At 65.8% G+C, this 23,079-nt stretch carries 22 protein-coding genes; 4 read left to right on the forward strand and 18 right to left on the reverse strand.

Going from position 1 to position 23,079, the window contains the following annotated elements:
- Positions 1–107 precede the first annotated feature (107 nt).
- From nrdF to ACWRN3_RS04810, 8 genes are all read right to left on the reverse strand, one after another.
- Entirely contained in the window at positions 108–1,082 is a 975-nt protein-coding gene (nrdF, locus tag ACWRN3_RS04775) for a class 1b ribonucleoside-diphosphate reductase subunit beta (protein ID WP_255172411.1), read from the reverse strand.
- Between the two features lie 89 nt (positions 1,083–1,171).
- Entirely contained in the window at positions 1,172–3,292 is a 2,121-nt protein-coding gene (gene nrdE / locus ACWRN3_RS04780) for a class 1b ribonucleoside-diphosphate reductase subunit alpha (RefSeq protein WP_255175597.1), read from the reverse strand.
- 20 nt (positions 3,293–3,312) lie between these two features.
- Positions 3,313–3,783 (reverse strand): class Ib ribonucleoside-diphosphate reductase assembly flavoprotein NrdI, encoded by a 471-nt coding sequence (gene nrdI / locus ACWRN3_RS04785; RefSeq protein WP_476740013.1) that lies wholly within the window; start codon positions 3,781–3,783, stop codon positions 3,313–3,315.
- A gap of 104 nt (positions 3,784–3,887) precedes the next feature.
- Entirely contained in the window at positions 3,888–4,133 is a 246-nt protein-coding gene (gene nrdH, locus ACWRN3_RS04790) for a glutaredoxin-like protein NrdH (protein ID WP_013601222.1), read from the reverse strand.
- Positions 4,134–4,499: 366 nt separating this feature from the next.
- Positions 4,500–5,021: a TspO/MBR family protein gene (locus ACWRN3_RS04795; protein WP_255172412.1), complete on the reverse strand. Its 522-nt coding sequence runs from the start codon at positions 5,019–5,021 to the stop codon at positions 4,500–4,502.
- A gap of 37 nt (positions 5,022–5,058) precedes the next feature.
- Positions 5,059–6,435, reverse strand: a complete 1,377-nt coding sequence (locus ACWRN3_RS04800; RefSeq protein ID WP_476739991.1) for a class I SAM-dependent methyltransferase — start codon at positions 6,433–6,435, stop codon at positions 5,059–5,061.
- Positions 6,432–7,163: a DUF1365 domain-containing protein gene (locus tag ACWRN3_RS04805; protein ID WP_255172414.1), complete on the reverse strand. Its 732-nt coding sequence runs from the start codon at positions 7,161–7,163 to the stop codon at positions 6,432–6,434. Before ACWRN3_RS04805 ends, ACWRN3_RS04800 begins: the two co-directional genes overlap by 4 nt.
- Complete coding sequence (locus tag ACWRN3_RS04810) at positions 7,160–8,557, reverse strand: NAD(P)/FAD-dependent oxidoreductase (protein WP_476739992.1); 1,398 nt, start codon at positions 8,555–8,557, stop codon at positions 7,160–7,162. The genes ACWRN3_RS04805 and ACWRN3_RS04810 overlap by 4 nt, the downstream gene beginning before the upstream one ends.
- A gap of 96 nt (positions 8,558–8,653) precedes the next feature.
- Between ACWRN3_RS04810 and ACWRN3_RS04815 the strand changes: the two genes are divergently transcribed.
- From ACWRN3_RS04815 to ACWRN3_RS04825, 3 genes are read left to right on the forward strand one after another with little or no spacing between them, the layout of a single operon-like run.
- Positions 8,654–9,571, forward strand: a complete 918-nt coding sequence (locus tag ACWRN3_RS04815) for a LysR family transcriptional regulator (RefSeq protein ID WP_188573030.1) — start codon at positions 8,654–8,656, stop codon at positions 9,569–9,571.
- A gap of 45 nt (positions 9,572–9,616) precedes the next feature.
- On the forward strand, positions 9,617–10,123 hold the full coding sequence (locus tag ACWRN3_RS04820) for a DUF2004 domain-containing protein (protein WP_255172416.1): 507 nt from the start codon (positions 9,617–9,619) through the stop codon (positions 10,121–10,123).
- A gap of 45 nt (positions 10,124–10,168) precedes the next feature.
- On the forward strand, positions 10,169–10,885 hold the full coding sequence (locus ACWRN3_RS04825) for a hypothetical protein (protein WP_476739993.1): 717 nt from the start codon (positions 10,169–10,171) through the stop codon (positions 10,883–10,885).
- Positions 10,886–10,907: 22 nt separating this feature from the next.
- On the opposite strand, the gene metE is transcribed toward ACWRN3_RS04825, so the two are convergent.
- From metE to ACWRN3_RS04860, 7 genes are all read right to left on the reverse strand, one after another.
- On the reverse strand, positions 10,908–13,238 hold the full coding sequence (metE, locus tag ACWRN3_RS04830; RefSeq protein WP_476739994.1) for a 5-methyltetrahydropteroyltriglutamate--homocysteine S-methyltransferase: 2,331 nt from the start codon (positions 13,236–13,238) through the stop codon (positions 10,908–10,910).
- 80 nt (positions 13,239–13,318) lie between these two features.
- Entirely contained in the window at positions 13,319–14,284 is a 966-nt protein-coding gene (locus ACWRN3_RS04835) for a methylenetetrahydrofolate reductase (protein WP_255172419.1), read from the reverse strand.
- 325 nt (positions 14,285–14,609) lie between these two features.
- Complete coding sequence (locus ACWRN3_RS04840) at positions 14,610–15,326, reverse strand: hypothetical protein (protein WP_476739995.1); 717 nt, start codon at positions 15,324–15,326, stop codon at positions 14,610–14,612.
- Positions 15,323–17,308: a VWA domain-containing protein gene (locus tag ACWRN3_RS04845; RefSeq protein ID WP_324642134.1), complete on the reverse strand. Its 1,986-nt coding sequence runs from the start codon at positions 17,306–17,308 to the stop codon at positions 15,323–15,325. The genes ACWRN3_RS04840 and ACWRN3_RS04845 overlap by 4 nt, the downstream gene beginning before the upstream one ends.
- Entirely contained in the window at positions 17,299–17,775 is a 477-nt protein-coding gene (locus ACWRN3_RS04850; RefSeq protein ID WP_255172423.1) for a hypothetical protein, read from the reverse strand. The genes ACWRN3_RS04845 and ACWRN3_RS04850 overlap by 10 nt, the downstream gene beginning before the upstream one ends.
- Positions 17,765–18,667, reverse strand: a complete 903-nt coding sequence (locus ACWRN3_RS04855) for a DUF58 domain-containing protein (protein ID WP_476739996.1) — start codon at positions 18,665–18,667, stop codon at positions 17,765–17,767. Before ACWRN3_RS04855 ends, ACWRN3_RS04850 begins: the two co-directional genes overlap by 11 nt.
- Before the next feature lie 6 nt (positions 18,668–18,673).
- The gene (locus ACWRN3_RS04860; RefSeq protein WP_255172425.1) at positions 18,674–19,681 is read right to left on the reverse strand and encodes an AAA family ATPase; all 1,008 of its coding nucleotides are present in this window, start codon (positions 19,679–19,681) and stop codon (positions 18,674–18,676) included.
- Positions 19,682–19,820: 139 nt separating this feature from the next.
- Between ACWRN3_RS04860 and ACWRN3_RS04865 the strand changes: the two genes are divergently transcribed.
- A complete protein-coding gene (locus tag ACWRN3_RS04865; RefSeq protein ID WP_251046755.1) occupies positions 19,821–20,018 on the forward strand; it encodes a hypothetical protein in 198 nt (65 codons plus the stop codon).
- On the opposite strand, the gene ACWRN3_RS04870 is transcribed toward ACWRN3_RS04865, so the two are convergent.
- From ACWRN3_RS04870 to ACWRN3_RS04880, 3 genes are read right to left on the reverse strand one after another with little or no spacing between them, the layout of a single operon-like run.
- Positions 20,015–20,845 carry a carbohydrate ABC transporter permease gene (locus ACWRN3_RS04870; protein ID WP_476739997.1) on the reverse strand — a complete coding sequence of 277 codons (831 nt, stop codon included), beginning with the start codon at positions 20,843–20,845 and terminating at the stop codon, positions 20,015–20,017. The genes ACWRN3_RS04865 and ACWRN3_RS04870 overlap by 4 nt on opposite strands.
- Entirely contained in the window at positions 20,842–21,723 is an 882-nt protein-coding gene (locus tag ACWRN3_RS04875; protein ID WP_255172428.1) for a carbohydrate ABC transporter permease, read from the reverse strand. The genes ACWRN3_RS04870 and ACWRN3_RS04875 overlap by 4 nt, the downstream gene beginning before the upstream one ends.
- 2 nt (positions 21,724–21,725) lie before the next feature.
- A complete protein-coding gene (locus ACWRN3_RS04880; RefSeq protein ID WP_324642135.1) occupies positions 21,726–23,078 on the reverse strand; it encodes an extracellular solute-binding protein in 1,353 nt (450 codons plus the stop codon).
- Position 23,079 lies beyond the last annotated feature (1 nt).

The raw sequence follows: 23,079 nt of genomic DNA on the forward strand, positions 1-23,079 counted from the left end.
CCGCCCGGGAAGCGCAATGGACCCCGCACAAAGCGTGCGGGGTCCATTGAAACCGGCTGTCACAGTACAGAATGTGCCGCCGGCCTGCGTATCGAAGAAAAAACCTGTTAGAAGTCCCAGTCCTCGTCTTCGGTGTTAACGGCCTTGCCGATCACGTAGGAGGAACCGGACCCGGAGAAGAAGTCGTGGTTCTCGTCCGCGTTCGGGGACAGGGCCGAAAGGATGGCCGGGTTCACGTCCGTGACGGAGGCCGGGAACATCGCTTCGTAGCCCAGGTTCATCAGCGCCTTGTTGGCGTTGTAGTGCAGGAACTTCTTGACGTCCTCGGCCAGGCCCACGCCGTCGTACAGGTCGTGCGTGTACTGGACCTCGTTCTCGTACAGCTCGAAGAGCAGCTCGAACGTGTAGTCCTTGATTTCCTGCCGGCGCTCCTCGGACACGGTCTCCAGCGCGCGCTGGAACTTGTAGCCGATGTAGTAGCCGTGCACGGCCTCGTCGCGGATGATCAGGCGGATCAGGTCAGCCGTGTTTGTCAGCTTGGCGCGTGAGGACCAGTACATGGGCAGGTAGAAGCCCGAGTAGAAGAGGAAGCTTTCCAGCAGCGTGGAGGCAACCTTGCGCTTCAGGGGGTCGTCGCCCTGGTAGTAGTCCATGACGATCTGCGCCTTCTTCTGAAGGTTCGCGTTCTCCGTGGACCAGCGGAACGCCTCATCGATCTCCTTGGTGGAGGCCAGGGTGGAGAAGATGGAGGAGTAGCTCTTGGCGTGCACCGACTCCATGAAGGCGATGTTGGTGTACACGGCTTCCTCGTGCGGGGTCAGCGCATCCGGAATCAGTGAGACCGCACCGACGGTGCCCTGGATGGTGTCCAGCAGGGTCAGGCCGGTGAACACGCGCATGGTGAGCTGCTGCTCGGCGGTGGTCAGCGTGTTCCAGGACTGGACGTCGTTGGACAGCGGCACCTTCTCCGGCAGCCAGAAGTTGTTCACCAGGCGGTTCCAGACCTCCACGTCCTTGTCATCCTGGATCCGGTTCCAGTTGATGGCCTCGACGTGGCTCAGCAGCTTGACCTTCTCGGTCATGTCATCCCCTCAATGTTGGGTAATTCTCTAAGTTAAAGCGTACGACGGCGGGCGGGCGCCCGCCGTCGTACGTCAAGGTTCAGTTGGAGCTACAGCATGCAGCTGACGCAGCCCTCAACCTCGGTCCCTTCCAGCGCGAGCTGGCGGAGACGGATGTAGTAGATGGTCTTGATGCCCTTTTTCCAGGCGTAGATCTGGGCCTTGTTGATGTCGCGGGTGGTGGCCGTGTCCTTGAAGAACAGCGTCAGGGACAGGCCCTGGTCCACGTGCTGGGTGGCCGCGGCGTAGGTGTCGATGACCTTCTCGTAGCCGATCTCGTACGCGTCCTGGTAGTACTCCAGGTTGTCGTTCGTCAGATACGGCGCCGGGTAGTAGACGCGGCCGATCTTGCCTTCCTTGCGGATCTCGATCTTGGACGCCACCGGGTGGATCGAGGAGGTGGAGTTGTTGATGTAGGAGATCGAACCGGTGGGCGGAACAGCTTGCAGGTTCTGGTTGTAGATGCCGTGCTCCATCACGGAGGCCTTCAGCGCCAGCCAGTCAGCCTGCGTGGGGATGTGCACGTTCTTGAACAGCTCGCGGACCTTCTCGGTCTGCGGCACCCACTCCTGCTCCGTGTACTTGTCGAAGAACTCACCGGAGGCGTACTTGGACTTCTCGAAGCCGCCGAACGTCTGGCCGGTTTCGATGGCCAGCAGATTGGAGGCGCGGACGGCGTGGTACACCACCGAGTAGAAGTAGATGTTGGTGAAGTCCAGGCCCTCTTCGGAGCCGTAGTGGACCCGCTCACGGGCCAGGTAGCCGTGCAGGTTCATCTGGCCCAGGCCAATGGCGTGGCTCTGGTCGTTGCCCTTGGCGATGGACGGCACCGAGGTGATGTTGGACATGTCGGACACTGCGGACAGGGACCGGATGGCCGTCTCGATGGTCAGGCCGAAGTCCGGCGAGTCCATGGTCTTGGCGATGTTCAGCGAGCCCAGGTTGCAGGAGATGTCCTTGCCGGTCTCGTCGTAGGACAGGTCATCGTTGTACGTGGTGGGCTGGGAAACCTGGAGGATTTCCGAGCACAGGTTGGACATGATGATCTTGCCGTCGATCGGGTTGGCCCGGTTCACAGTGTCCTCGAACATGATGTACGGGTAGCCGGATTCGAACTGGATCTCGGCGAGGGTCTGGAAGAACTCGCGCGCCTTGATCTTGGTCTTCTTGATCCGGGAATCGTCCACCATCTCGTAGTACTTCTCGGTGACCGAGACGTCGGAGAAGGGCATGCCGTAGACGCGCTCCACGTCGTAGGGCGAGAACAGGTACATGTCCTCATCCTTCTTGGCCAGCTCGAACGTGATGTCCGGGATGACGACGCCCAGCGAGAGGGTCTTGATGCGGATCTTCTCATCCGCGTTCTCGCGCTTGGTGTCCAGGAAACGGTAGATGTCCGGGTGGTGCGCGTGCAGGTACACGGCGCCGGCACCCTGGCGGGCACCGAGCTGGTTGGCGTAGGAGAAGCTGTCTTCGAGGAGCTTCATCACGGGGATGACGCCGGAGGACTGGTTCTCGATCTGCTTGATGGGCGCACCCACCTCGCGGATGTTGGTCAGTGCGAACGCCACGCCGCCGCCGCGCTTGGACAGCTGCAGTGCGGAGTTGATGGAGCGGCCGATCGACTCCATGTTGTCTTCGATGCGGAGCAGGAAGCAGGAGACCAGCTCGCCGCGCTGCTTCTTCCCGGCGTTGAGGAAGGTGGGGGTGGCCGGCTGGAAGCGGCCGTCAATGATCTCATCCACCATCTGCAGGGCCAGCTGCTCGTTGCCGCGCGCCAGGTGCAGGGCCACCATGCAGACGCGGTCCTCATAGCGCTCCAGGAAGCGCTTGCCGTCGAACGTCTTCAGCGTGTATGAGGTGTAGAACTTGAAGGCGCCCAGGAAGGTCTCGAAGCGGAACTTCTTCTTGTAGGCGCGGTTGAACAGGTCACGGATGAAGTTCATCGTGTACTGGTCCAGCGTCTCGCGCTCGTAGTACTGGTTCTTCACCAGGTAGTCGAGCTTCTCCTCCAGGTCATGGAAGAACACGGTGTTGTTGTTCACGTGCTGCAGGAAGTACTGGTGGGCGGCCTCGCGGTCGGCGTCGAACTGGATTTCGCCGTTCGGGCCGTAGAGGTTCAGCATGGCGTTCAGCTCGTGATAACCCAAGCCCTTGTAGGCGGCGGGCATCTCAGGCTTCTGGGCCCTGGTTACTTCTGTGTCTGCGACAGTCGTGTCCAAAACGTGTCCAATCCTTGGTTGACCCGGGTGACGTCTTCCGGCGTTCCCATAAGTTCAAATCGATAAAGGTGGGGTACCTGGCATTTGGCGGCGATGATGTCCGCGGCCATGCAGTAGTTTTCCCCGAAGTTTGTGTTGCCGGCGCCGATGACGCCGCGGAGCAGTTGCCTGTTCTGCGGGTTGTTCAGGAACCGGATGACCTGCTTGGGAACGGACCCCTCTCCCCCGGTGCCGCCGTAGGTTGGCACCACCAGCACGAACGGCCGGGTGGCGAGGAGGGGTGCGTCCCTTGCATACAACGGGATCCGGGCCACCTCACGGCCAAGCTTCGCGACGAAGCGGCTGGTGTTCTCGGATGCCGAGGAAAAGTAGATGAGCCGGCTGTCCGTGACAACCTGCTCCGGTTGGTGGTGCGAAGTGGCCGGCGGGGACACCTCCACGCGCTGAGCCGCGTGGTGTTGCGAAGCGCTTCGCTGTGCTGTTGGTGCTGCCATGGGAGTCACCTCAGCTGGTTGATGGTTGCCGGCAGGAAAAGCTGTGGCTCCTAGGCCACGGAGGAAACGGCCGAGAGCGCGAGTTCCTCGATCTTGTCGGGGCGGAAGCCGGACCAGTGGTCCTGGTCGGTGACCACAACGGGAGCCTGCATGTAGCCCAGTGCCTTCAGGCGCTCGAGTGCCTCGGCGTCCTGGGAGATGTCAACGCTCTGGTAGGTGATGCCCTTCTTGTCGAGCGCGCGGTAAGTGGCGTTGCACTGAACACAAGCAGGCTTCGTGTAAACCGTTACGGTCATTGTCCCTGTCCCCTTAGTTGAACTCTTCTGCTGGGTCGGTGTCCCCGTCCAGCTGTATGTAGATACTACATGTAGTGCAGACGCCTCTTTGGAACCCCAAGATGATGTATTACAAGTATGTCATTTAATGCACCGTTAATCCACAGGCAGGGATCGGAAAAATGCCCGCGATCACGGGATTTTTGCGGGCTGGGTCCACACCCTGTGGATGGAGTTGAACACATTTGCACACTCCGCGTGTCGTAATTTCCGGCGTGTCGCCGCGCTCCTGCCGCCAACAGGAAGGGTCCGCAACCACTACATGTAGTGGTTGCGGACCCTTTGGTTGCGTGCTTGCTGCCGGCCTCCCCCGGTCAGCCCGGCGGCCTACGGCCTGGCTGGATTGAGCCTGGCTATTGCGGTGGACAGTGCAGTCGCGAAGCCGCACCATGCCGCGTACGGAGCCAACGATGCTCCGGCAACCCGGTTCAGCCGGTACGTCCTGCGCACCAGGTCCGCGCTGCTGGCCGCCAGCACCGCCGCCTCGGCAGCAGCCAGCCACGGTCGGCGGGAGCGCCAGAAGAACCAGCTCCAGGAAGCGTTGAGGACCAGGTTGGCGGCCAGCGCACCCCGGTAGGCGCGCAGTTCCCGGCTGTGGTCCTTCCTGACCGGACCCGGGCTGTCGGCAGCCCTGTCCTGCTCCGCCGCGCTGTCGAGTGCGGCGGCGGAGGCCACGGCAAGGTCCGCATACAGGGCCGTCCACACCACGGGAAAGGCAATCGCGGGCGGCTGCCAGTCCGGTTTGCGGAGCTTCAGGTACCAGCCGCTCCGGGGGTCCGTCGCAACACCGCCCGCCGCGGCGGTGGCGACCGTCGCCGCGGTGGTCCATGCCAGAGTCTTCAGTTTCATGCGTCCTCCTTGTTCCCCGCTGGGTACACGGTGAAACCTACAGCTGCGCCTCCCGGCGGTCCAGCACAATCTGCTGGACGTCCAGGTACCCGGACTGGAACCCGGCGCGCGAGTAGCAGAGGTAGAACAGCCACATCCGCTGGAACACGGCGTCGAAGCCCATGTCCCCTACCTCGCGGGAGCGGGCAAGGAACCGCTCCTCCCACAGCCGCAGGGTGGCGGCGTAGTGGTCTCCCATGCCCATCCTCTCCCGCACCCGCAGGGTGGTGTGCTGCTGGGTCACGCCCTCGATGGCCCGGACGGACGGCAGGAAGCCGCCGGGAAAGATGTACTTGTGCACCCAGGTGTAGGCGTTGCGGGTGGCCAGCATGCGTCCGTGCGGCATGGTGATCGCCTGGATGGCAACCTTTCCGCCGGGGGCCAGGACGCGGTCGATCGTCTGGAAATAGATGGGCCAGTACTCATACCCCACGGCCTCGATCATCTCGACCGACACCACGGCGTCGTACTCCCCTTCCACGGCGCGGTAGTCCTGCAGGGCCACCGTCACGCGGTCCGCGAAGCCGGCTTCCGCAATGCGTTCCTGCGCCAGCACCTGCTGCTCACTGGACAGCGTGACGCTGTAGACGGTGGCGCCACGGGCAGCGGCACGCAGGGCAAGCTCGCCCCAGCCGGTGCCGATTTCCAGCAGCCGGGTACCCTCGCCCACGCCGGCTTTGTCCAGCAGCCGGTCGATCTTGGCCTGCTGGGCCTCCACCAGGGAATCCCACGCCACTGAGGACAGCGGCCCGGCCCCGCCGGGAAACAGCGCCGACGAGTAGCTCATGGTGGAGTCCAGGAAGTTGGAAAACAGTTCGTTGGACAGGTCGTAGTGCCGCGAAATGTTGCTGCGGGTGTTCTGTTCGGCGTTGCGTTCCTGTCGCGGCGTTCGCGGCAGGTACAGCGAGCGCAGCTTTTGCAGCGGCATGGGGATCAGCGTGTCCACCGATGCGGCGAAGACTTCCAGCACCGCGGCAAGGTCGGATGCCTCCCAGTCGCCGGCCATGAAGGATTCACCCAGTCCGATCAGCCCGTTGTCGCCGATCCGGGCCTCGAACGCTGCCGGCCTCAGCATGGTCATCACGGGAGCGTCCGGTCCGCCCATCCCCAGGACCGAACCGTCAGGGTAGTCAACGCGCAGCGGAAGCCGCTTGACTGCACCCCTGAACATCAGGCCTGCTGCCTTCCCGGCAACATCGGCCTTGAGGCCCGACGGCGGCTGGGCAACACCGGGCCACAGGGCAGGATCGATGGTGGCGGGCGCAGTGGGGACACCGCCGGTGGTCCAGGCCGCGGGAGTGTGGGTGGCTGCCGGCCCGCGGGTCTTGTTGTCGACGGAAGCTGAAGCAGTTCCGTTGTCGTCAGTCATTGTCATTGAACTGCCTCCTGTGAGGGGTGATGTGGTCTGGCAACGACGGGCAGGCGTCTTGCCCAGAGTTTAATGCCCTGGACCCGGATCAGGGCGGATACCAGCAGTGGCGCGGCAGGCACCGTCAAAGCCGCGGCGAGGACGTTGGAAATGGTGGCCGGCCTGCGGCGGCCATCCATGGTGGCCACGAAGGGGCGCTGCCCTTCACGCTCCAGCACAATGGACACCGCAAGCCTGTCCCCGGGCGCGGGGAGCTTCATCCGGTACTGCCCGTCGACGTCGTTGAAAGGTGAAACGTAGAAGGCTTTCGGCACCGAAGCGCGGCCGCCGGGATCGGTGTGCAGCAGGTAGCAGTGCCGCTCGCCATAGGTGTTGTGGACCTCGGCCACCACGCATTGCAGTTCCCCGGTGGAGCGGTAGCACCAGAACAGGGTGAGCGGATTGAAGACATAGCCAAAAACCCTGGCGCTGGTCAGCATGTGGATGGCGCCGCCGTCGGGCTCTATGCCTTGGGTCCGGAGGTACCGCTCCACGTTGGACCGGATACCGGCCTCCGGATCGCCCAGATGGTCCCCGGCACGGAACACCGCCAGGGGCCGGAGCAGGAAGGGCAGCCGGGGAAGATCATCGACGTCCACGAACCAGCTGTAGCTCCGGTAGGTGAACGCGTTCTTCAACGGGGTACGCCGCACGTGCGAAATGGATGTGCGGTAGATCGAGGCCTCCATGGTCACACGGGTTCTGCCGACAGCAGTTCCCGCTCCCCCTCGCCGGTGGAGTCCACGGGATCGGCGGCCCGGACAACCGGCCAGGTGCGGCCCAGCTTCTCCGCAGCGCGTACCCCGGAGAGGGCGCCGTCCTCGTGGAAGCCCCAGCCAAGGAACGCCCCGGCGTACGCGATCCGGCTGTCGCTTAGCGCCGCGATGGCCTGCTGGGCCTTCAGGGAGTCAGGCGTGTACTGCGGGTGCTCGTACACCATCCGTTCCAGTACCGCACTGTCGGAAATCAGCTCCGACTCGCCCAGGCTCACGAGGTAGGGCCGGCCGTCTGCCGGCGCGAGCCGCTGCAGCCGGGTGAGGTCATAGCTCACCAGCACCTTGTCCGGGCGGGCGTCGCAGGCCGGGAGCCGGTAGTTCCAGGACGCCCTGGCGTTCTCCGCCGCGGGCAGGACCGCCGGATCCTGGTGGAATACGGTGTGGTTCACGGAATAGGGCATGCCGGCGAGCGCCTCCTTCTCCTCCGGCGTGGCGTCGGCCAGGAACCCGAGCGCCTGCGCCGGATGGGTGGCGACCACGACGGCGTCAAAGCTTTCCAGGCCGCCGGCCGTTGCGAGCTCCACGCCCTCGGGCAGGCGCCGGATGGCGGTCACGGGAGTGTTGAGGCGCACGTCGGGGAGCGTGGCGGCAAGCTTTTCGACGTACCGTGCCGAACCGCCGGTCACGGTGCGCCACTGCGGTGAGCCCTTGATGCCCAGCATGCCGTGGTGGCCAAGGAACGTGAAGAGGTACCGCGCCGGATAGGCCAGGGCGGTGGTGGGATCGCAGGACCAGACGGCGCTGACCACCGGGGTCATGAAGTGGGAAATGAAGTAGCTGCTGAACTTTTCCCGCGCCAGGAACTCCCCCAGCGTCAGTTCGGGCACGTCAACTTCGTCGCTGACGGCCGACGGCGGCGCCGTCCTGAGCAGTTCCCTCGCCTTCCGGTAAAAGCGGGTGACCTCCAGCAGCATCAGCAGGTAGCGGCCGCGCAGCAGGCTGGAGGGCTTGGCAATGATTCCGCGCGCGCCGTCGCGGGCGCCGGCGTATTCCAGTCCGCAGCCGTCGCAGCGGATGGACATGCTCATCTCGGAGTCCTGGGTTTCGACGCCCAGCTCCGCGAACAACCGCAGCAGGGTGGGATAGGTCCGTTCGTTGTGCACGATGAACCCTGTGTCCACGCCGATGACGCTTCCGTCGGCCTGTGGCATGTCGTGGGTGTGGGCATGGCCGCCCAGCCGTGAATCGGCTTCAAACAGGGTGACGTCGTCCTGCCTGTTCAGTACGTAGGCAGCGGTCAATCCGGCCACCCCGCTGCCGATCACGGCCACGCGCCGCCGGCCGCCTTCACTTACTGCTGGGTCAAGTGACACTTCATGCTCCTCTGCTGAACATTTGCCGCTGTGCTGGTTATACAGAGGGCTATTCGGCGCGGTCGCGGCGGCGGATGGGTGAAGTACTGTGAACTGGTGGTAAATCCCGTGCACCTGAAGACCCTCCTGGAGGTCACGCGGCTGGGCTCCTTCGCTGCGGCAGCCGCAACGCTTGGCTATACGGCCTCCGCCGTCTCGCAGCAGATGTCCGCATTGGAGCGGGAAACGGGCGTCACTCTCTTCCAGCGGTCGGCGCGCGCCGTGATCCCTACGGAAGCCGCCGTCGTCATGACCCGGCACGCCGCCAAGGTGCTCACGGACATCGAAGCGCTGATGGCCGCCGCCTCACGGACGCAGGATACCGAAAGCCAGGAACTGCGGCTGGGGATCTTTCCCAGCCTGGCCACGTACGTCCTGCCGCGGATCCTCAAGAATCCCGCGTGGAAGAAGCTGGGGATCGACCTGCGGGTATCCGTCGCAGAACCGGGCCAGACCATCCAGGGGCTGCGCACCGGAGGCGACCTGGACCTGGCCGTGGTGTTCCAAGTGGGCCAGACCGGCTTCGCGTGGCCCAACACGATCAACCGGCAATGGATCGGCGACGATGACTTCCGTGTGGTGCTTCCCGCCGGCTGGGGCTTCCGGGCCGACGCGAAGGTCGCGGCCGACCACTTGTCGGAGATGCCCTGGATCATGCACCATCCCGGCACCAGCGACGCCATGGTCATCGAGCGCCTCTTCGCCGGCTGCAACCTCCACCCGCGGGTGGTGGCGCACAGCGATGACTTCCATGCCAGCCTGGAGATGGCGGCTGCCGGCCTGGGCGCTGCCCTGGTTCCGGAACTGGCGCTGCGGAACAAGCCGGCAGGCGTTGTGGTGCTGGACGTCCCGGAAATCCGGCTGGCACGGAACGTCTTTGCGCTGCTGATCAATGACCGGAAAACGGCCCGGGTGCAGCTTTTCGTTGACCTGTTGGCCGAAACACTGGCGGGGATGCGTACCGCGGTCAATTAGCCCGGAACGCTGGAATGGTCTGCCCTTCGGGTCTATGTTGAGACTATGAACAAGGTAGCGAGCCAGCACTTTGGGGAGATTGAGCTCAACCACGGCATGGATCACCTCTTCGCCGCCAAACATGAGCTGCGCGGCCATCCGCTGGAACTCGACCTGAACATCGACGCCCACGACCACTTCGATGAAGCCGCGCTGCGCAAAGTCGAGTACCGGCTGCGGTTCCTGCCCGAGCTGGTGGACGAGGTCCGGGAAATGATTGCCGAGGAGCTGGAACAGGAGGGCACCAGCCCGCAGGAGTACCTCCACTTCCACTGCAACGCGCTCAAGGAAGAACAGCTGCACAAGGTCTTCGGCGTCCAGGACCGGAGCCAGCTCACCAACGAGGTATTCCTCAAGGCCCTGAAATTGGGGCATGTGGCCATCTATCCCGGCCAGCCGGAGCGCTACTTCGTCCTGGATTTCACCCTCGGGGAGCACTTCACCGATGAGGTCCTGGTGGCGTCCGCCGACCAGGACGGCGTGGTGGACGACGAAATCGTCTGGGAGTCCTGAAGCAGGGCTCCACGAAACGCCCCGCGCAGAGGATGGTGGGCGGCCATGGATGGGATCCAGGGCAGGCGCAGGACCTGGCGGCTGGCTGCGTCCCTCCTTCTTGCCGGTGTTGTGGCCTCGATTCTTGCCGGTCTGTTTCACGCCGAATCCCACGACGCAAACGACCACGTTGCCTCTTTCACCGCGTACGCCAACAGCAGTACCTGGACCGCTGTCCATCTGGGCCAGTTCGTAGGTATGGCCCTGGTGTGCGCCGGACTGGTGGCCCTTTGGGCCGCCGTCGATGTCCAGCGGCACGGCGTGTCCTGGACAGCCCGCTTCGGTGTTCTCTCCGCAGCTGCCGCTCTGGCGCTTTATGCAGCCTTGCAGGCGGTGGACGGCGTGGCCCTGAAGCAGGCGGTGGACGCCTGGACCGCTGCGCCTGAGCCGGAGAAGGCCGTACGGTTCGCCACTGCGGAGGGTATCCGCTGGCTGGAATGGGGAATGCGCAGCTACCAGAACTTCCTGCTGGGCACCGCCCTGGTGCTTTGGGGTGTTGTTGTCGCAGCGGCGCGCGACGTTTCCCGCATGATCGGCTACCTCATGGCACTGTCCGGGCTGGCCTACCTGGTCCAGGGCTGGATCATTGGGATATCAGGATTTTCGGCGGCAAACTCGTTGCCCACCCTGCTGGGCATTGTGGCGATCGTCGCCTGGACTGTGTGGCTGTTCATCACCGCCGTGAGGATGAAAGAGACGACGACGGCGGGTCACCCAGAGTGACCCGCCATCGTCGCGCGTTGTCTTACTTCGCCGTTTCCAGCAGGCCTGCGCGGACCGCCTGGGTTGCCTTGACCAGGTTCCGCAGGGACTCTTCAGTCTCGGCGTAGCCACGGGTCTTCAGGCCACAGTCCGGGTTGACCCAGAGCTGCCGGGTCGGGACGTGCTTGACGGCGGTGCGGAGCAGCTCGGTGACTTCCTGCTCGCCGGGCACGCGCGGCGAGTGGATGTCGTAGACGCCCGGGCCCACCCCGCGGCCGAAGCCATGGGCCTCGAGGTCGTGGACAACCTCCATGCGGGACCGGGCGGCCTCGATGGAAGTCACGTCAGCGTCCAGGCCGTCGATTGCATCGATGATCACACCGAACTCCGAGTAGCAGAGGTGGGTGTGGATCTGGGTGGAATCGGCGGCACCGGCGGTGGCCAGGCGGAAGGAGTCAACGGACCACTTCAGGTAATCGGCCTGGTCGGCCTTGCGCAGCGGCAGCAGTTCGCGCAGGGCGGGCTCGTCCACCTGGATGACCTTGATGCCGGCGGCTTCGAGGTCGGCGATCTCGTCGCGCAGCGCCAGGCCCACCTGGTTGGCGGTCTCGCCCAGCGGCTGGTCATCGCGGACGAAGGACCACGCCAGGATGGTGACCGGACCGGTGAGCATGCCCTTCATCGGCTTGCTGGTCAGGGACTGCGCGTACTCCGCCCACTTGACCGTGATGGGGGCGCTGCGGGTGACGTCACCCCAGAGGATGGACGGGCGGGTGCAGCGTGAACCGTAGGACTGGACCCAGCCGTGGACCGTGACGTCGAAGCCCTCGAGGTTTTCCGCGAAGTACTGGACCATGTCGTTGCGCTCGGGCTCACCGTGCACCAGGACGTCGTAGCCCAGCTCTTCCTGCAGGTCCACCACGCGCTTGATTTCGTCCTTCATGAGCTGCCCGTACTGCTCATCACTGAGCTCACCCTTGGTGTTGCGCGCACGGGCCGAGCGGATCTCTGACGTCTGCGGGAAGGACCCGATGGTGGTGGTGGGCAGCGGCGGCAGGCGCAGCGCCTCCTCCTGGGCCGCTTCTCGGACGGCGTAGTCGGACCGGGTGAAGTCGGCTGCGGTCAGGGCTTCGGTGCGGGCCCGGACGTCAGCGCGGTGGACGCCTTCTGCGGTGGCGCGGGAGGCGATCACGGCCGTTGCGTCGTCGATGGCGGCTTTGGCGGAGGCAGGGTTTGCCAGGTAGGAGGCCAGGGTGGCAACCTCGACGGCTTTCTGGTCCGAGAACGCCAGCCAGCTGCGGAGCTGTGCGGGCAGTTGGGTTTCCTCGGCGACGTCGTGCGGGACGTGCTGGGTTGAGGTGGACGTGGAGACGGCCACCTTTCCGGACGCGGCCCTCAGCTCATCGAGCTTCGCGGCGGACGCGGCGAGGTCGTTGCGCCAGATGTTGTGGCCGTCCACCACGCCGGCAACCAGGGTCTTGGTGCCCAGGCCGGCCAGTGCTGCCGCGGAGGGAACGGCGCCCTTGAAGACGTCGATGTGCAGGGCGTCGATGTTGGTGGCGGCAAGGGTTCCCAACTGGGCGCCGAGCGAACCGTACGGGGTGGACACAAGGATCTGCGGGCGGCTGGCCGCAGCCGCCAGGACGTCGTAGGCCCGGGCAACGGCTGCTTCGACCTCTGCGGCCGGGGTCTCCTGGTCGACCACCAGGGCGGGCTCGTCGAGCTGGACCCAGCCGGCGCCGGCGGCGGCCAGCTTCTCAAGCAGCTGGACGTACACGGGCAGGATGTCCTCGAGGCGGGACAGCGGAGCGAATCCGGCCGGGGCGTCGTCGGAAGCCTTGGACAGCAGCAGGTAGGTGACCGGGCCAACGATATACGGGCGGGTCTCGATGCCGTTGGCCAGTGCGAAGGCGAACTCGTCGACCTTGGCGGTGGAGGCCAGGGTGAATTCGGTTTCGGGGCCGATCTCAGGGACCAGGTAGTGGTAATTGGTGTCGAACCACTTGGTCATTTCCAGCGGCTGCTGGTCCTTGGTGCCGCGGGCCAGGGTGAAGTAGCCGTCGATGTCCAGCTGCCCGTCGGCGTTGAGGAGCGTGCCGAAGCGTGCGGGCACCGCCCCGAGGTGGGCGGTGGCATCCAGGACCTGGTCGTAGTAGGAGAACGTCCCGGGAACAGCTGCTGCTTCGGTCAGGCCGAGTTCCTGCAGGCGCCTGGCGGTGGTCAGCTGGATGTCCTTGGCTGCCGCGTCAAGGGCTGCGGCGTCGATCCGGCCGGCCCAGTAGGCTTCGACGGCCTTTTTGAGTTCGCGGCGGCGGCCGATGCGGGGGTAGCCGAGGAGGGAGGCGGAGGGGAAGGGCGTGTTGTTTTCAGGCATGGCAAAGGTCCTCAGTTCGGAGGTAGGTCAAAAGGGCGTGGGTTAGTGCTGTGAAGCGTGGAGCGGTGCCGGGTCGGCGTTCAGCTGGCCAGCTGTGGCCTGGCTGCGGCACCCCGGGCGTGGCTGCTGCGGTTATGGCGCGGCAGGGCCAGCTTGTCCAGCACTTCCAGTGCACTCTGGTGCTCGTTGAAGGTGTAGAGGTGGATTCCGGGGGCTCCGGCATCCAGGGCAGCGTTGGCCAGGTCAACAGTGGCATCGACGCCAATGTGGAGCCGTTCAATGTCATTGTCGGCGGCCGCGAGGCGTTCCATCAGCTTGGGAGCCGGTTCCACTCCAGCCAGTTCCCCCAGCCGGTTAAGCCGGCGAAGGCTGGTAAACGGCATGACGCCGGGAATGATGGGAATGGTCACGCCCGCACGGCGGGCACGGGTGAGCAGGTCCTCATACTGTGCAGCTTCGAAGAACACCTGGGTGATGGCGAAGTCGGCGCCGGAACGTTGCTTGGCGAGCAGCACTTCGACGTCGTGGTCCTCGCTGGGTGACTCCGGATGGCGGGTGGGGTACGCCGCCACGCCAACCGCGATCTTTCCGGCGCACAGCAGCGCGGAACGGCGCTGCTCCACCCGGCGGATGAGGTCGATCAGGTCCTGGGCGTACCGCAGGGACCCGGCTGACGGCTGGCCGCCGTCCTTGGGGAGATCGCCGCGCAGGGCGAGGATGCCCCGGACCCCGATGTCCAGCAGCTCGCCGATGATCGCAGCGAGTTCCTGCGGAGTATTCCCCACGCAGGTCAGGTGGGCCAGCGGCCGCAGCGTGGTTTCGACCAGGAGCCGGTTGATGAGCTCGAGGGCGGTGTCCCGGTTTGATCCACTGGCGCCGTACGTCACGGAGACGTAGTCGGGCTCAGTGGTCTCCAGCTCGCGGATAGTGGTCCAGAGGGTCTCCGCTGCCGCCGGCGAACGCGGGGGGAACAACTCGTAGGAGAGCGCTACCGGAGCGGTGTCGGAAAGATGGGGATGTGTGTCAATAAGGCTTGGAGGTGACATTTGCGTCCTTGGCTTTGGGCCATTGGGGGTGCCTGCCTGGAGGCGGACAACCGGCAATGAATTTGAGTTTGGGGAACACGGAGGGACTCCACGAGGACGCAGCCGCGACTGTTACGCCTGGAATGAAGTAGTCCGTGAGCAAATGTCAGGCCCACATGGGGGCACCCACACCCTCCGGAACGGAGGATCGCTGACACGTTACCGCGGTAACTTGTTTAAGACTCTATGGCTGCCGGCGGCGCAGGTACAAGTCGACGCCGAATTAAGACGCAGTTTTACAGGTGGTTTCTTCCGGCAACAGAATTTCCTTCGCCTGCAGCCGTTCCTACCAGGGCCGCTCCGGGACGGTCCCGCCGTTGCTGTCCAGGTACTCCCCGCGTTCGCGCCCGCTGTTCCGCTCACGTTCGGCCTGCCGGGCACTGTCCTGCAATTGGTCCAGCTGGTTCTGCCGGCTGTCACCGGATGGGCCCGGAGAAGGTTCCTCCGCCGGTGCCGGCGCCTGGTCCGGAGCTGGTCCCATGGCCTGGAGTTTGTTCTCCAGCCGCTTCCCGGCATCCGCCAGCCGGCCAGCCGCACCACCCTCCGCGTCCGCCGACAGGCAGCCTTCGGGCGCCTCCCGGGCAACGTCCAGCGCCTGCTTGAAAAGGGAACCGGCCGACGCCGGGTCGCCGGCCTGGAAACGCTGGTCACCCATGCGTTCAATCACCAGGACCAGGTTCACCCGAACCAGGCATTCGTCGCCGGAGCCGGCCGGGACCATCTGAAGTGACTGTTCAAACAGGGCCTTGGCAGTTCCGTCATCACCGGCCAGCACGGCAGCGTCCCCCGCGGCGAACGGCGCCTTGTGCGGCTCCACCAAGTTGGCGATCCCCAGTCCGCCGGCCGCAGTGCCCACCGTGGACGCGTTTCCGGCTTCGAAACCGGCGGCGGCCTGACGGGCGAGGACGCCCACGCTGAGCAGCTTGGCGGCGAGGCACAGGATGAGGAGCACCGGCAGGGCGGACCACAGCAGCAGGCGGCGCCTGCGGACCTTGGCGTTCACTGCAGCCCCCTGCCGCCGGGAGGAGTCCGAAGCCCGCGAAGCTGCCGCAGGATGCCCACCGCTTCCGGCAAGGCCAGCAGGAAAACTCCGGCGGCGAAGATCCAATACAGTTCAGTGGCGGCGGCCAGCGAACCGTCCTGGTCTGAACGTTCGGCCCTGCCGGGGTGTGCCTGCTGCAGCATGGCTGCCACCGGGTCGCCGGCGGCACGGTGGACGTAGGGCACGCCCAGCTGGGAGGCGATGGTCCGCAGCCGGCCTTCGTCGATGATCGATAGTGCGTCCCCTGCGCTGCCGGCCCGGGTGTCCTGCACGTACTCCGCCGGCGCCGGCGGAACGTTCCCTCCGCCGGTGCCCCCGCTTTGTGAAGCCTGGCCGGTGTTCTCCTTCATCCGGCCGCCGCCGGACGTCCCGTAACCCAGCACCGCTCCCCCGGCGACCAGTCCGCCGTCGACCTTCATGGCCTCCGGCTCTTTGCCGCTGGTTTGCTCGCCGTCCCCCAGGTAGTACACCAGCCTGGGCCGGCCGGGCTGGCTGTCGCGCGCGGCGGCCAAACGCTCGGAGAGCACCTGCGTGGCGGCGGTGATAGTGCTGCCCTTGGCATAGGCGGTCACTTGGGGTTCCATGACGTCCGTGATGGTTTCCAGGGCCAGGGTGTCGGTGCTGAGCGGCATCCGGACGTGCGCGGTGGTGTCGAAGGTGATGACGGAAAAACGGGCGCCGGGCAGCCGTTCTGCGATGGCCTTGATGTCTTTGCGGACGCCCTCCAGCCGCGGAGCCCCATCGCCGTAGTCCTCGGCCACCATGCTGGTGGTGGTGTCCACCACGAAGAACACGTTGAGGTCGGCAGTGGCCGCCTGCACGGAGCCGCCGGGCAGGCTGGGCCGCACCGCTGCTGCCAGGAGCAACAGGACAATGGGCCCCCGCCGCAGCCACGCCCTGCTGCGCAGGGGTCTCCGCTCCAGGCGCCACAGGATTGTGCACAGGACCAGCCCGGACAACAACGCAACACCCAACGGCAGGACCGGAACTTCCGAGAACACGGCCCGTGGCGCGCCCTGGATCCCCGCCGTTTCGGTTTGCTCCACGGCGGCGACAATTCCCGGCACAGCATCGGGACTGTCCAGGGCGTGGTACGAGCCGCCGGTTGACTCCGCTGCAGCACGCAGCTGGGCACCGGGCTGGTCGGAGCCGCTGCCGTAGTCCAGGTCGCCTGGATTCAAGGCGTAGACGCGCACGGACCGTTCCTTGGCCAGCTGCGCAGCCTGCTCCAGGGTCATGATCGGCTTGCCGGAAAGGAAGTTGTCCGTAGCCAGCACCACCGACCGCGAACGCGTGGGCGCACTGCCCCTGCCTGCGGCGTCCCCGGCAGCAGCCGAGGATCCGCCGGTGGCACCAGGGAAGCTGTTGAGGCAGGATGCCAGGCCGTCCCCGATCAGTGACGATCCCCTGCCGCTCCACGTGCCGTCCAGGAATCCTGAACTGCCGGGTTCGCCGTCGAAGGCGTCTTTGGCGCCCTTGAGCTGCTCCTGGGCGTAGGCGTAGTCGTCGGTCAGCGGAAAAACCTGGATGGCGCTGCTGTCGAAGATGGTCAGGCCGATCCGCTCGCCGTCGAAGTCTTTCGCCAGGCCGGCGAAGACGTCCACGACCGCGGCGTCAGCACTGCTCATGGAGCCGGACGCGTCCAAACAAAGCATGATGTCCCGGTTGTGCTGCTCCGGGCGGATGGTGGTCACGTCAGCGGGCCGTGCTGCCGCAACAGCCGCCGAGGCCAGCAGCACCGCGCAGGCGGTTCCGGCCGCTGCCAGCAAGCGGCGGTGCCGCCTGAGGGCTGCCTGGTATTCCGGGAGCCCCGTAAGCCTGTCGGCGTGCGCCACGGGCCGTCGTCGTTCATGCGGCCACCGGTTCCTGCGCAACGCAATCCATGCCGCCGCCCCGGCAGCAACAGCGGCGGGCGGCAGCAGCCACCAGAAGATCAGTTCCACGCCCGCACCGCCTCGGAAGCCCTTGCCGCGGACGCAGTTACGGATGGCAGCGGGCCGGGCCCGAATTCGGCAGGGTAAAGGGCTTCGATGACGTCGGCCGCCGCGGGCAGCGGGTGCCGGGCCAGGTCCTGGTGCGTCATCCGGGTGGCATCGACACCTGTTGCGTCCCGGACAAACCCGCGCAGCAGGAGGCTGATCTCCTGGTGCGCGGCACGTTCCGCAAGGTTTCCCGCCGCCACCTCCCGGTCCACATCATGGATGCGCTGCAGGTACGCCGCCTTGAGTGCAGGCAGGTCCGTCAGGGCGGACCGGGAGCCGGCGCTGCCGGGTTTGGAGCGGGCAGCCGGGCCGGTGGTGGCAAGCACGAAGACGTACCACCCAACCACCAGGGCCAGAAGTGCCGCGCCGCACCACATCCAGGCGGGGCTGTATTGCAGCGGGCCGTAGAAACCGGGATCAGCCTGCACGCCGGTGCCTCTCGAGAAGGGCGAACAGGCCGGTGATGACGTCCCCGCTCCCGGCCACTTCGCCCTCCGTGATCCCGGCCGCGCGCAACATGGCCTTGCGGCCTGCGTCGCGTTCCGCGGCGGCTGTGGCGTAGGCGGCCGCCACCGCGGCGGACTTAGCCGGCTGCCAGGCCAGGAAGGAGGAATCGGCCACGCTGTAGGAGTCACTGCCTGTGTTTGGACTTGCCCCGGCCACGGGTGATGGCACCAGTTCCGCGTCCCTGACCGTCAGCCAGAGGATCTCGTGCTGGGCGCGCAGCCGGCGCAGGAGCCGACCGGTGGAATCGTCCGCGGCCAGTTCGTCAGCGACGACGAAGAGCAGATGCCGGCCCTTGATGTTGCGCGCCACGTAGTCGAGCTGGTCCTCGATGCTGCTGGCTGCCGCTTCCAGGCCGGTGTGGGAGTCCACGTGCCGCAGCAGCCGTTCCAGGTGGGCCTCTCCACTCTTTGCCGGGAAGGAACGGGTGGCCGATGAGTCACCGCACACCAGCCCCACCACGTCGCCGTGCCGGTGGGCCAGGTAGCCCAGGACGCCGAGGGACAGCACGGCGATGTCCTTTTTCACTTCCCCGGACAGCGCCTCCGCGGCCATGTTGCGCCCCGTGTCGGTGACGAGGAGGACAGTCTGGCGGCGGACAGCGACGTAGCGCCGGATCAGGGGTGAGCCGTGGCGCGCCGACGCTTTCCAGTCGATATCGCGGACCTCGTCGCCGGGCACGTAGGCGCGCAGGTCATCGAAGTCCAGGCTGCGGCCCCTGAACACCGAACCGTATTCGCCGTCGAGCACGCCGCGGGCCTTGCGGTGCGCGAAGATGGCCATCTTCGATTTCACGCGCTGGAGGAGGCTGGCCATGCGGGGTCAGGGAGTCTGGACGGCGGCCACGACGGCGTCGATCACCGATTCCACGGGAACCTGCTCGGCCACCGCATCGAAGTTCAGGATAAGCCGGTGCCGCAGCACCCTGTGGGCCAACGACCTGACGTCCTCTGGGATGACATGGTCCCTGCCGTTCAGCAGCGCCACCGCACGGGCTGCCCGGCTGAAGGCGATGCTGGCACGGGGACTGGCGCCGAACTCGATGAACCCGGCAAGTCTGGCATCGATGTACTGGGACGCGTTCCGGGTCACGTACACCAGCCCCACGATGTAGTTGATGACGGCCGGATCGATGTAGATGCGGGTGGCCAGTTCCTGGATCTCGGTGACGGCATCCAGGGAGGCGGCCGCAGCGGGTTTCTGTTCGGGCGCATAGACGCCGGCGTCGATCCTGCGGATGATCTCGGCCTCTTCCGCGGGACTGGGGTAATCCAGGACGTCCTTGAGCATGAAACGGTCCATCTGGGCCTCAGGCAGCTGGTACGTGCCCTCCTGCTCAATGGGGTTCTGGGTGGCCAGTACCAGGAACGGGGAGGGCAGCCGGTAGTCCTGTCCGCCAATGGACGTCTGGCGTTCCTGCATCGCCTCGAGCATGGCGCTCTGGGTCTTGGCGCTCGAGCGGTTGATCTCATCCAGCAACACGATGTTGGCGTGGACCGGGCCGAGCTGGGTGTGGAAGCTGCCCTTGGCGGCGTCATAGATCTGGGTTCCCACGATGTCGCTGGGCAGCAGGTCCGGGGTGCACTGGATGCGGCGGAATTCACCGCTGACGGCGTCGGCCAGGGTCTGCGCGGCGGTGGTCTTGGCCAGTCCCGGGACGCTCTCCAGCAGTATGTGGCCGCCGGTCAGCAGCCCCACCAGAAGCGATTCCCGCAGCCGGGACTGCCCCACCACCTTCGCGTCGAAACTTCGTGAAATGTTGGCGGCCACTTGCTGCGCCCTGGCCAGCTCCGCAGGCTGGATTCGTGCGGGCACGCTGGTCGAAAGCACTGGTTTCCCCCTGGTGACGGTGTTGGGCGCGCGGTCCGGGCCGGCCGTGTCCCGCCCGCCATCCTATCCAAGCCCGGCAGCCCAAGACCGGCAATGGGCACCCCTCCCCATGAGGGGTCCGCGGGTCTATCCTTTTGCCATGATTGAGCTTCCAGCCAGTTACAAGGAATATCTCGCCGACAAGAGCCAGATGGTCATCGACACGGTCAGGCCCGTCCTGATGCAGTCCGCGGCCGAAAAGCTGCACGGCGTCCGCGTGGTCAACAACCCCACCGGCCACCAGGCCCACCTGGACGACACCCTGCCGTTCGGCGTGGTGCTTGAGGACATCGATTAGCCCCTGACAGCTCCCGACAGGGCCAGCGAGTTGCCGGACCCGCGCGCCACGATGGCGTACAGGGCCAGGACCGGAACCGAATAGAGGATTGAGAATGCGGCCAGCTGGCCGTACGCCACTGCCCCGTGCTGGCCGAAGAAGCTGAAGATCGATACTGCTGCCGGCTGCCTGCCCTCGGAGAGCAGCAGCACGAACGGGACGAAGAAGTTCCCCCAGGCCTGGATGAACACGAAGATGAACACCACGCCCAGGCCCGGGCCCATGAGGGGAAGCACGATTGAACGCAGGCCGGCGAGCCTGGAGGCGCCGTCCACCCAGGCTGCTTCCTCCAGCGCCAGCGGTACAGCGTCCATGAAGTTCCTGGTCATCCAGATCGCCATGGGCAAGCTGGTGGCGGCCAGGAACAGCACCGTGGCCGGCAGGGAATCCAGCAGCCGGAGCTGCACGAACAGACCGTAGACCGGCACCATGATGGCCGTGATGGGCAGGCAGGTGCCGAACAGGATGCCGTACATGAAGGGCGCAGTGAAGCGTGACCGGTAGCGGGACAGGGGGTAGGCGGCAAGCACGGCCGCTGCCAGCGTCACCAGCCCGGTACCCGCGGACAACAGGAGGCTGTTCCATAGCGGGCGGAAGAGCAGTTCAGGAGTGAGGACGGCGGCGAAATTATCCAGTCCGGGCTGTTGCGGGACCTTGACCGCGTGTCCGGCGGCGGGGTCCACTGAACCGAGGACCAGCCAGAGCAGGGGCAGCAGGAAGCAGGCGCCGGTCAGCAGCAGGGCCACGTCCGCCCAGGTGCTGCGGGCACGTTCGTTCCGGGCGGTCACGGTCTCTGCTCCCTAAGGAGGCGGAGGTAGGCCGCCCCGAACACGGCGCCGATGAGGATCAGGACCGAGGCGACGGCGGTGCCGTAACCGATGTCTCCGAACTTGAAGGCTTGCTGGTAGGCCAGGACGGGCAGCGTAGTGCTGCCGTTGGCAGGGCCCCCGGCGGTCATGACCCAAATCAGGGTGAAGACGGCGAGTGTCTGCAGCGTGACCAGCATCAGGTTGGTGGCAATGCTGTTCCGGATCACCGGCAGCGTGATGAACGCCAGCCGCTGCCAGGCGCCCGCCCCGTCCATCTGCGCGGCCTCGGTCAGCTCGCCGGGGACCCCACTGAGTGCGGACCGGTACACCAGCATGGAAAAGGCGGTCCCGCGCCACACGTTGGCCAGGATCACGGCCGCCATGGGAACCGTATAGAGCCAGTCGGTTTCCGGCACCCCCAGGCGGCCGAGGAGTTGGTTGAGTGTCCCGTCGCGGCTGAAGAAGGCGTAGGCCGCGAACGCCGCCACGATCTCCGGCAGGACCCAGGCGGCCACGACGGCGGTCCCAACGGTTGCGGAGACCACAGGCCGTGCACGCCGCATCAGGACCGCAAGGGCGAGCCCCAGTACGTTCTGGCCCAGGATCGCCGACCCGGCGACGAACAGGACGGTCAGGGCCAGTGAAAGCGGAAGGACGGGGTCCTGCAGCAGCCGCTGGTAGTTGTCCAGCCCCACCCATTCGGGGTTCCGGGCATGCCGGCCGGTGAGCCCGGCGTTGGTGAGTGAGGCGTGGAAAGCCCACAGCACGGGGCCGGCGAGGAACACGAGCAGGAGCACGACGGCAGGCAGTACCGGCAGGTAGCGGAGCACGTGCCGTGTGCGGTGGCTGGCGGGCACCGCTACTTCCGGATGGTTTTGTCGCCGCCTACAATGCCGGCCACAGCCGTGTCATAGTCCGCCGCCGCCTGCTCCGGCGTCCTGCTGCCGGTGATCACGGCCTCGGTGGCCTCCTGGACGGCAGCGGAGATGCGTGGATAGTCGGACGTCGCGGGCCGGTATTTGGTGACGGCGACCAGGCTGGACACGTCCTTCACGAACGGGTTGGCCGACTGGTAGCCGGGGTCGGATGCGACGTCGGTACGGACGGCGATCTGCGAGCTGTCCACCGTATACGCCAGGGAGTTCTTTGCGTTCAGGGCGGTAGTCAGGAAATTGAACGCGAGGTCGGGCTGCTTGGTTTCCGCGCCAAGGGCCAACGTCCACCCTCCGGACATGCTCACTGCACCGGGCGCGGCCCCGGTCTGGGTTGGGAACGGGGCCACTGCCATGTCCTGCCCGTAGCCCGGCCAGGCATAGCTTCCGCCGTCCTGCCAGAACGACGGCGCGTAGGAGCCTTCCACGGTTGCGCCAAGTTTTGCCTTGGGGAACCATTCGCCGAACACCTTTTTCCAGATGTTCGGGTCCAGCGCCTCGGCCGGGGGCACTGCGAGCTTTTCCCCATAGAGGGTGTCGAGGAAGGTCAGCGAATCCTTGAAGCCGGCCGAGCCAACGACCCACTTTTTCGAATCCTGGTCATAAAGGGCCGCCCCGGTGCCGTACAGGAGCTCGTAGAACCCCTGCATCACGCTTCCTTCACCGGTGCCCTTGCCGGCATACATGTTGAAGGGGATCACATCCGGCTGGGAGGCTTTGATCTTCCTGGCGGTGTCCAGGATGTCCTGCCAGCTGGACGGGCGCCACGGCAGGCCGATGCCGGCAGCCTCAAAAACCTTCTTGTTGTACCAGATGGCGCGCGTGTCGGTGCCCAGCGGCACCGCGTACGTGCCGCCGTCGTCCGCTTTGCCCGCTTCCTTGGCGCCCGCGTCAAACTTGTTCCAGTCCCCCCACCCGGACAGGCGGCTGTCGAGGTTCAGGAGGTAGCCGGCGTCCACATCGGAGCGGACCTTGAACGTGTCCTCGTAGAAGACGTCCGGGGCGGTGGAGGGCGACCGCAGTGCCAGGGCCAGCTTGGTGCCGTAGTCGTCGTCATTGGCCTGGATGGGCTGCAGTTCGATCGTGACGCCCTGGTTTGCGGCTTCGAACTCCTTCTTCGCGTTCTGGAACATGGTGTCCAGTGCGGTGAACGAGTCTGTCTTCTGGTATGCCACCTTGATGGTCCTGTTTCCGCCCGAAGGATCGGCAGGCGTGCAGGCTGCGAGGACCATGACCGCGGCGGCCACCACGGATAATGTCTTGGATGCCCGGCGAAACATG

The sequence above is a fragment of the Pseudarthrobacter sp. rb genome (genome assembly GCF_056389225.1).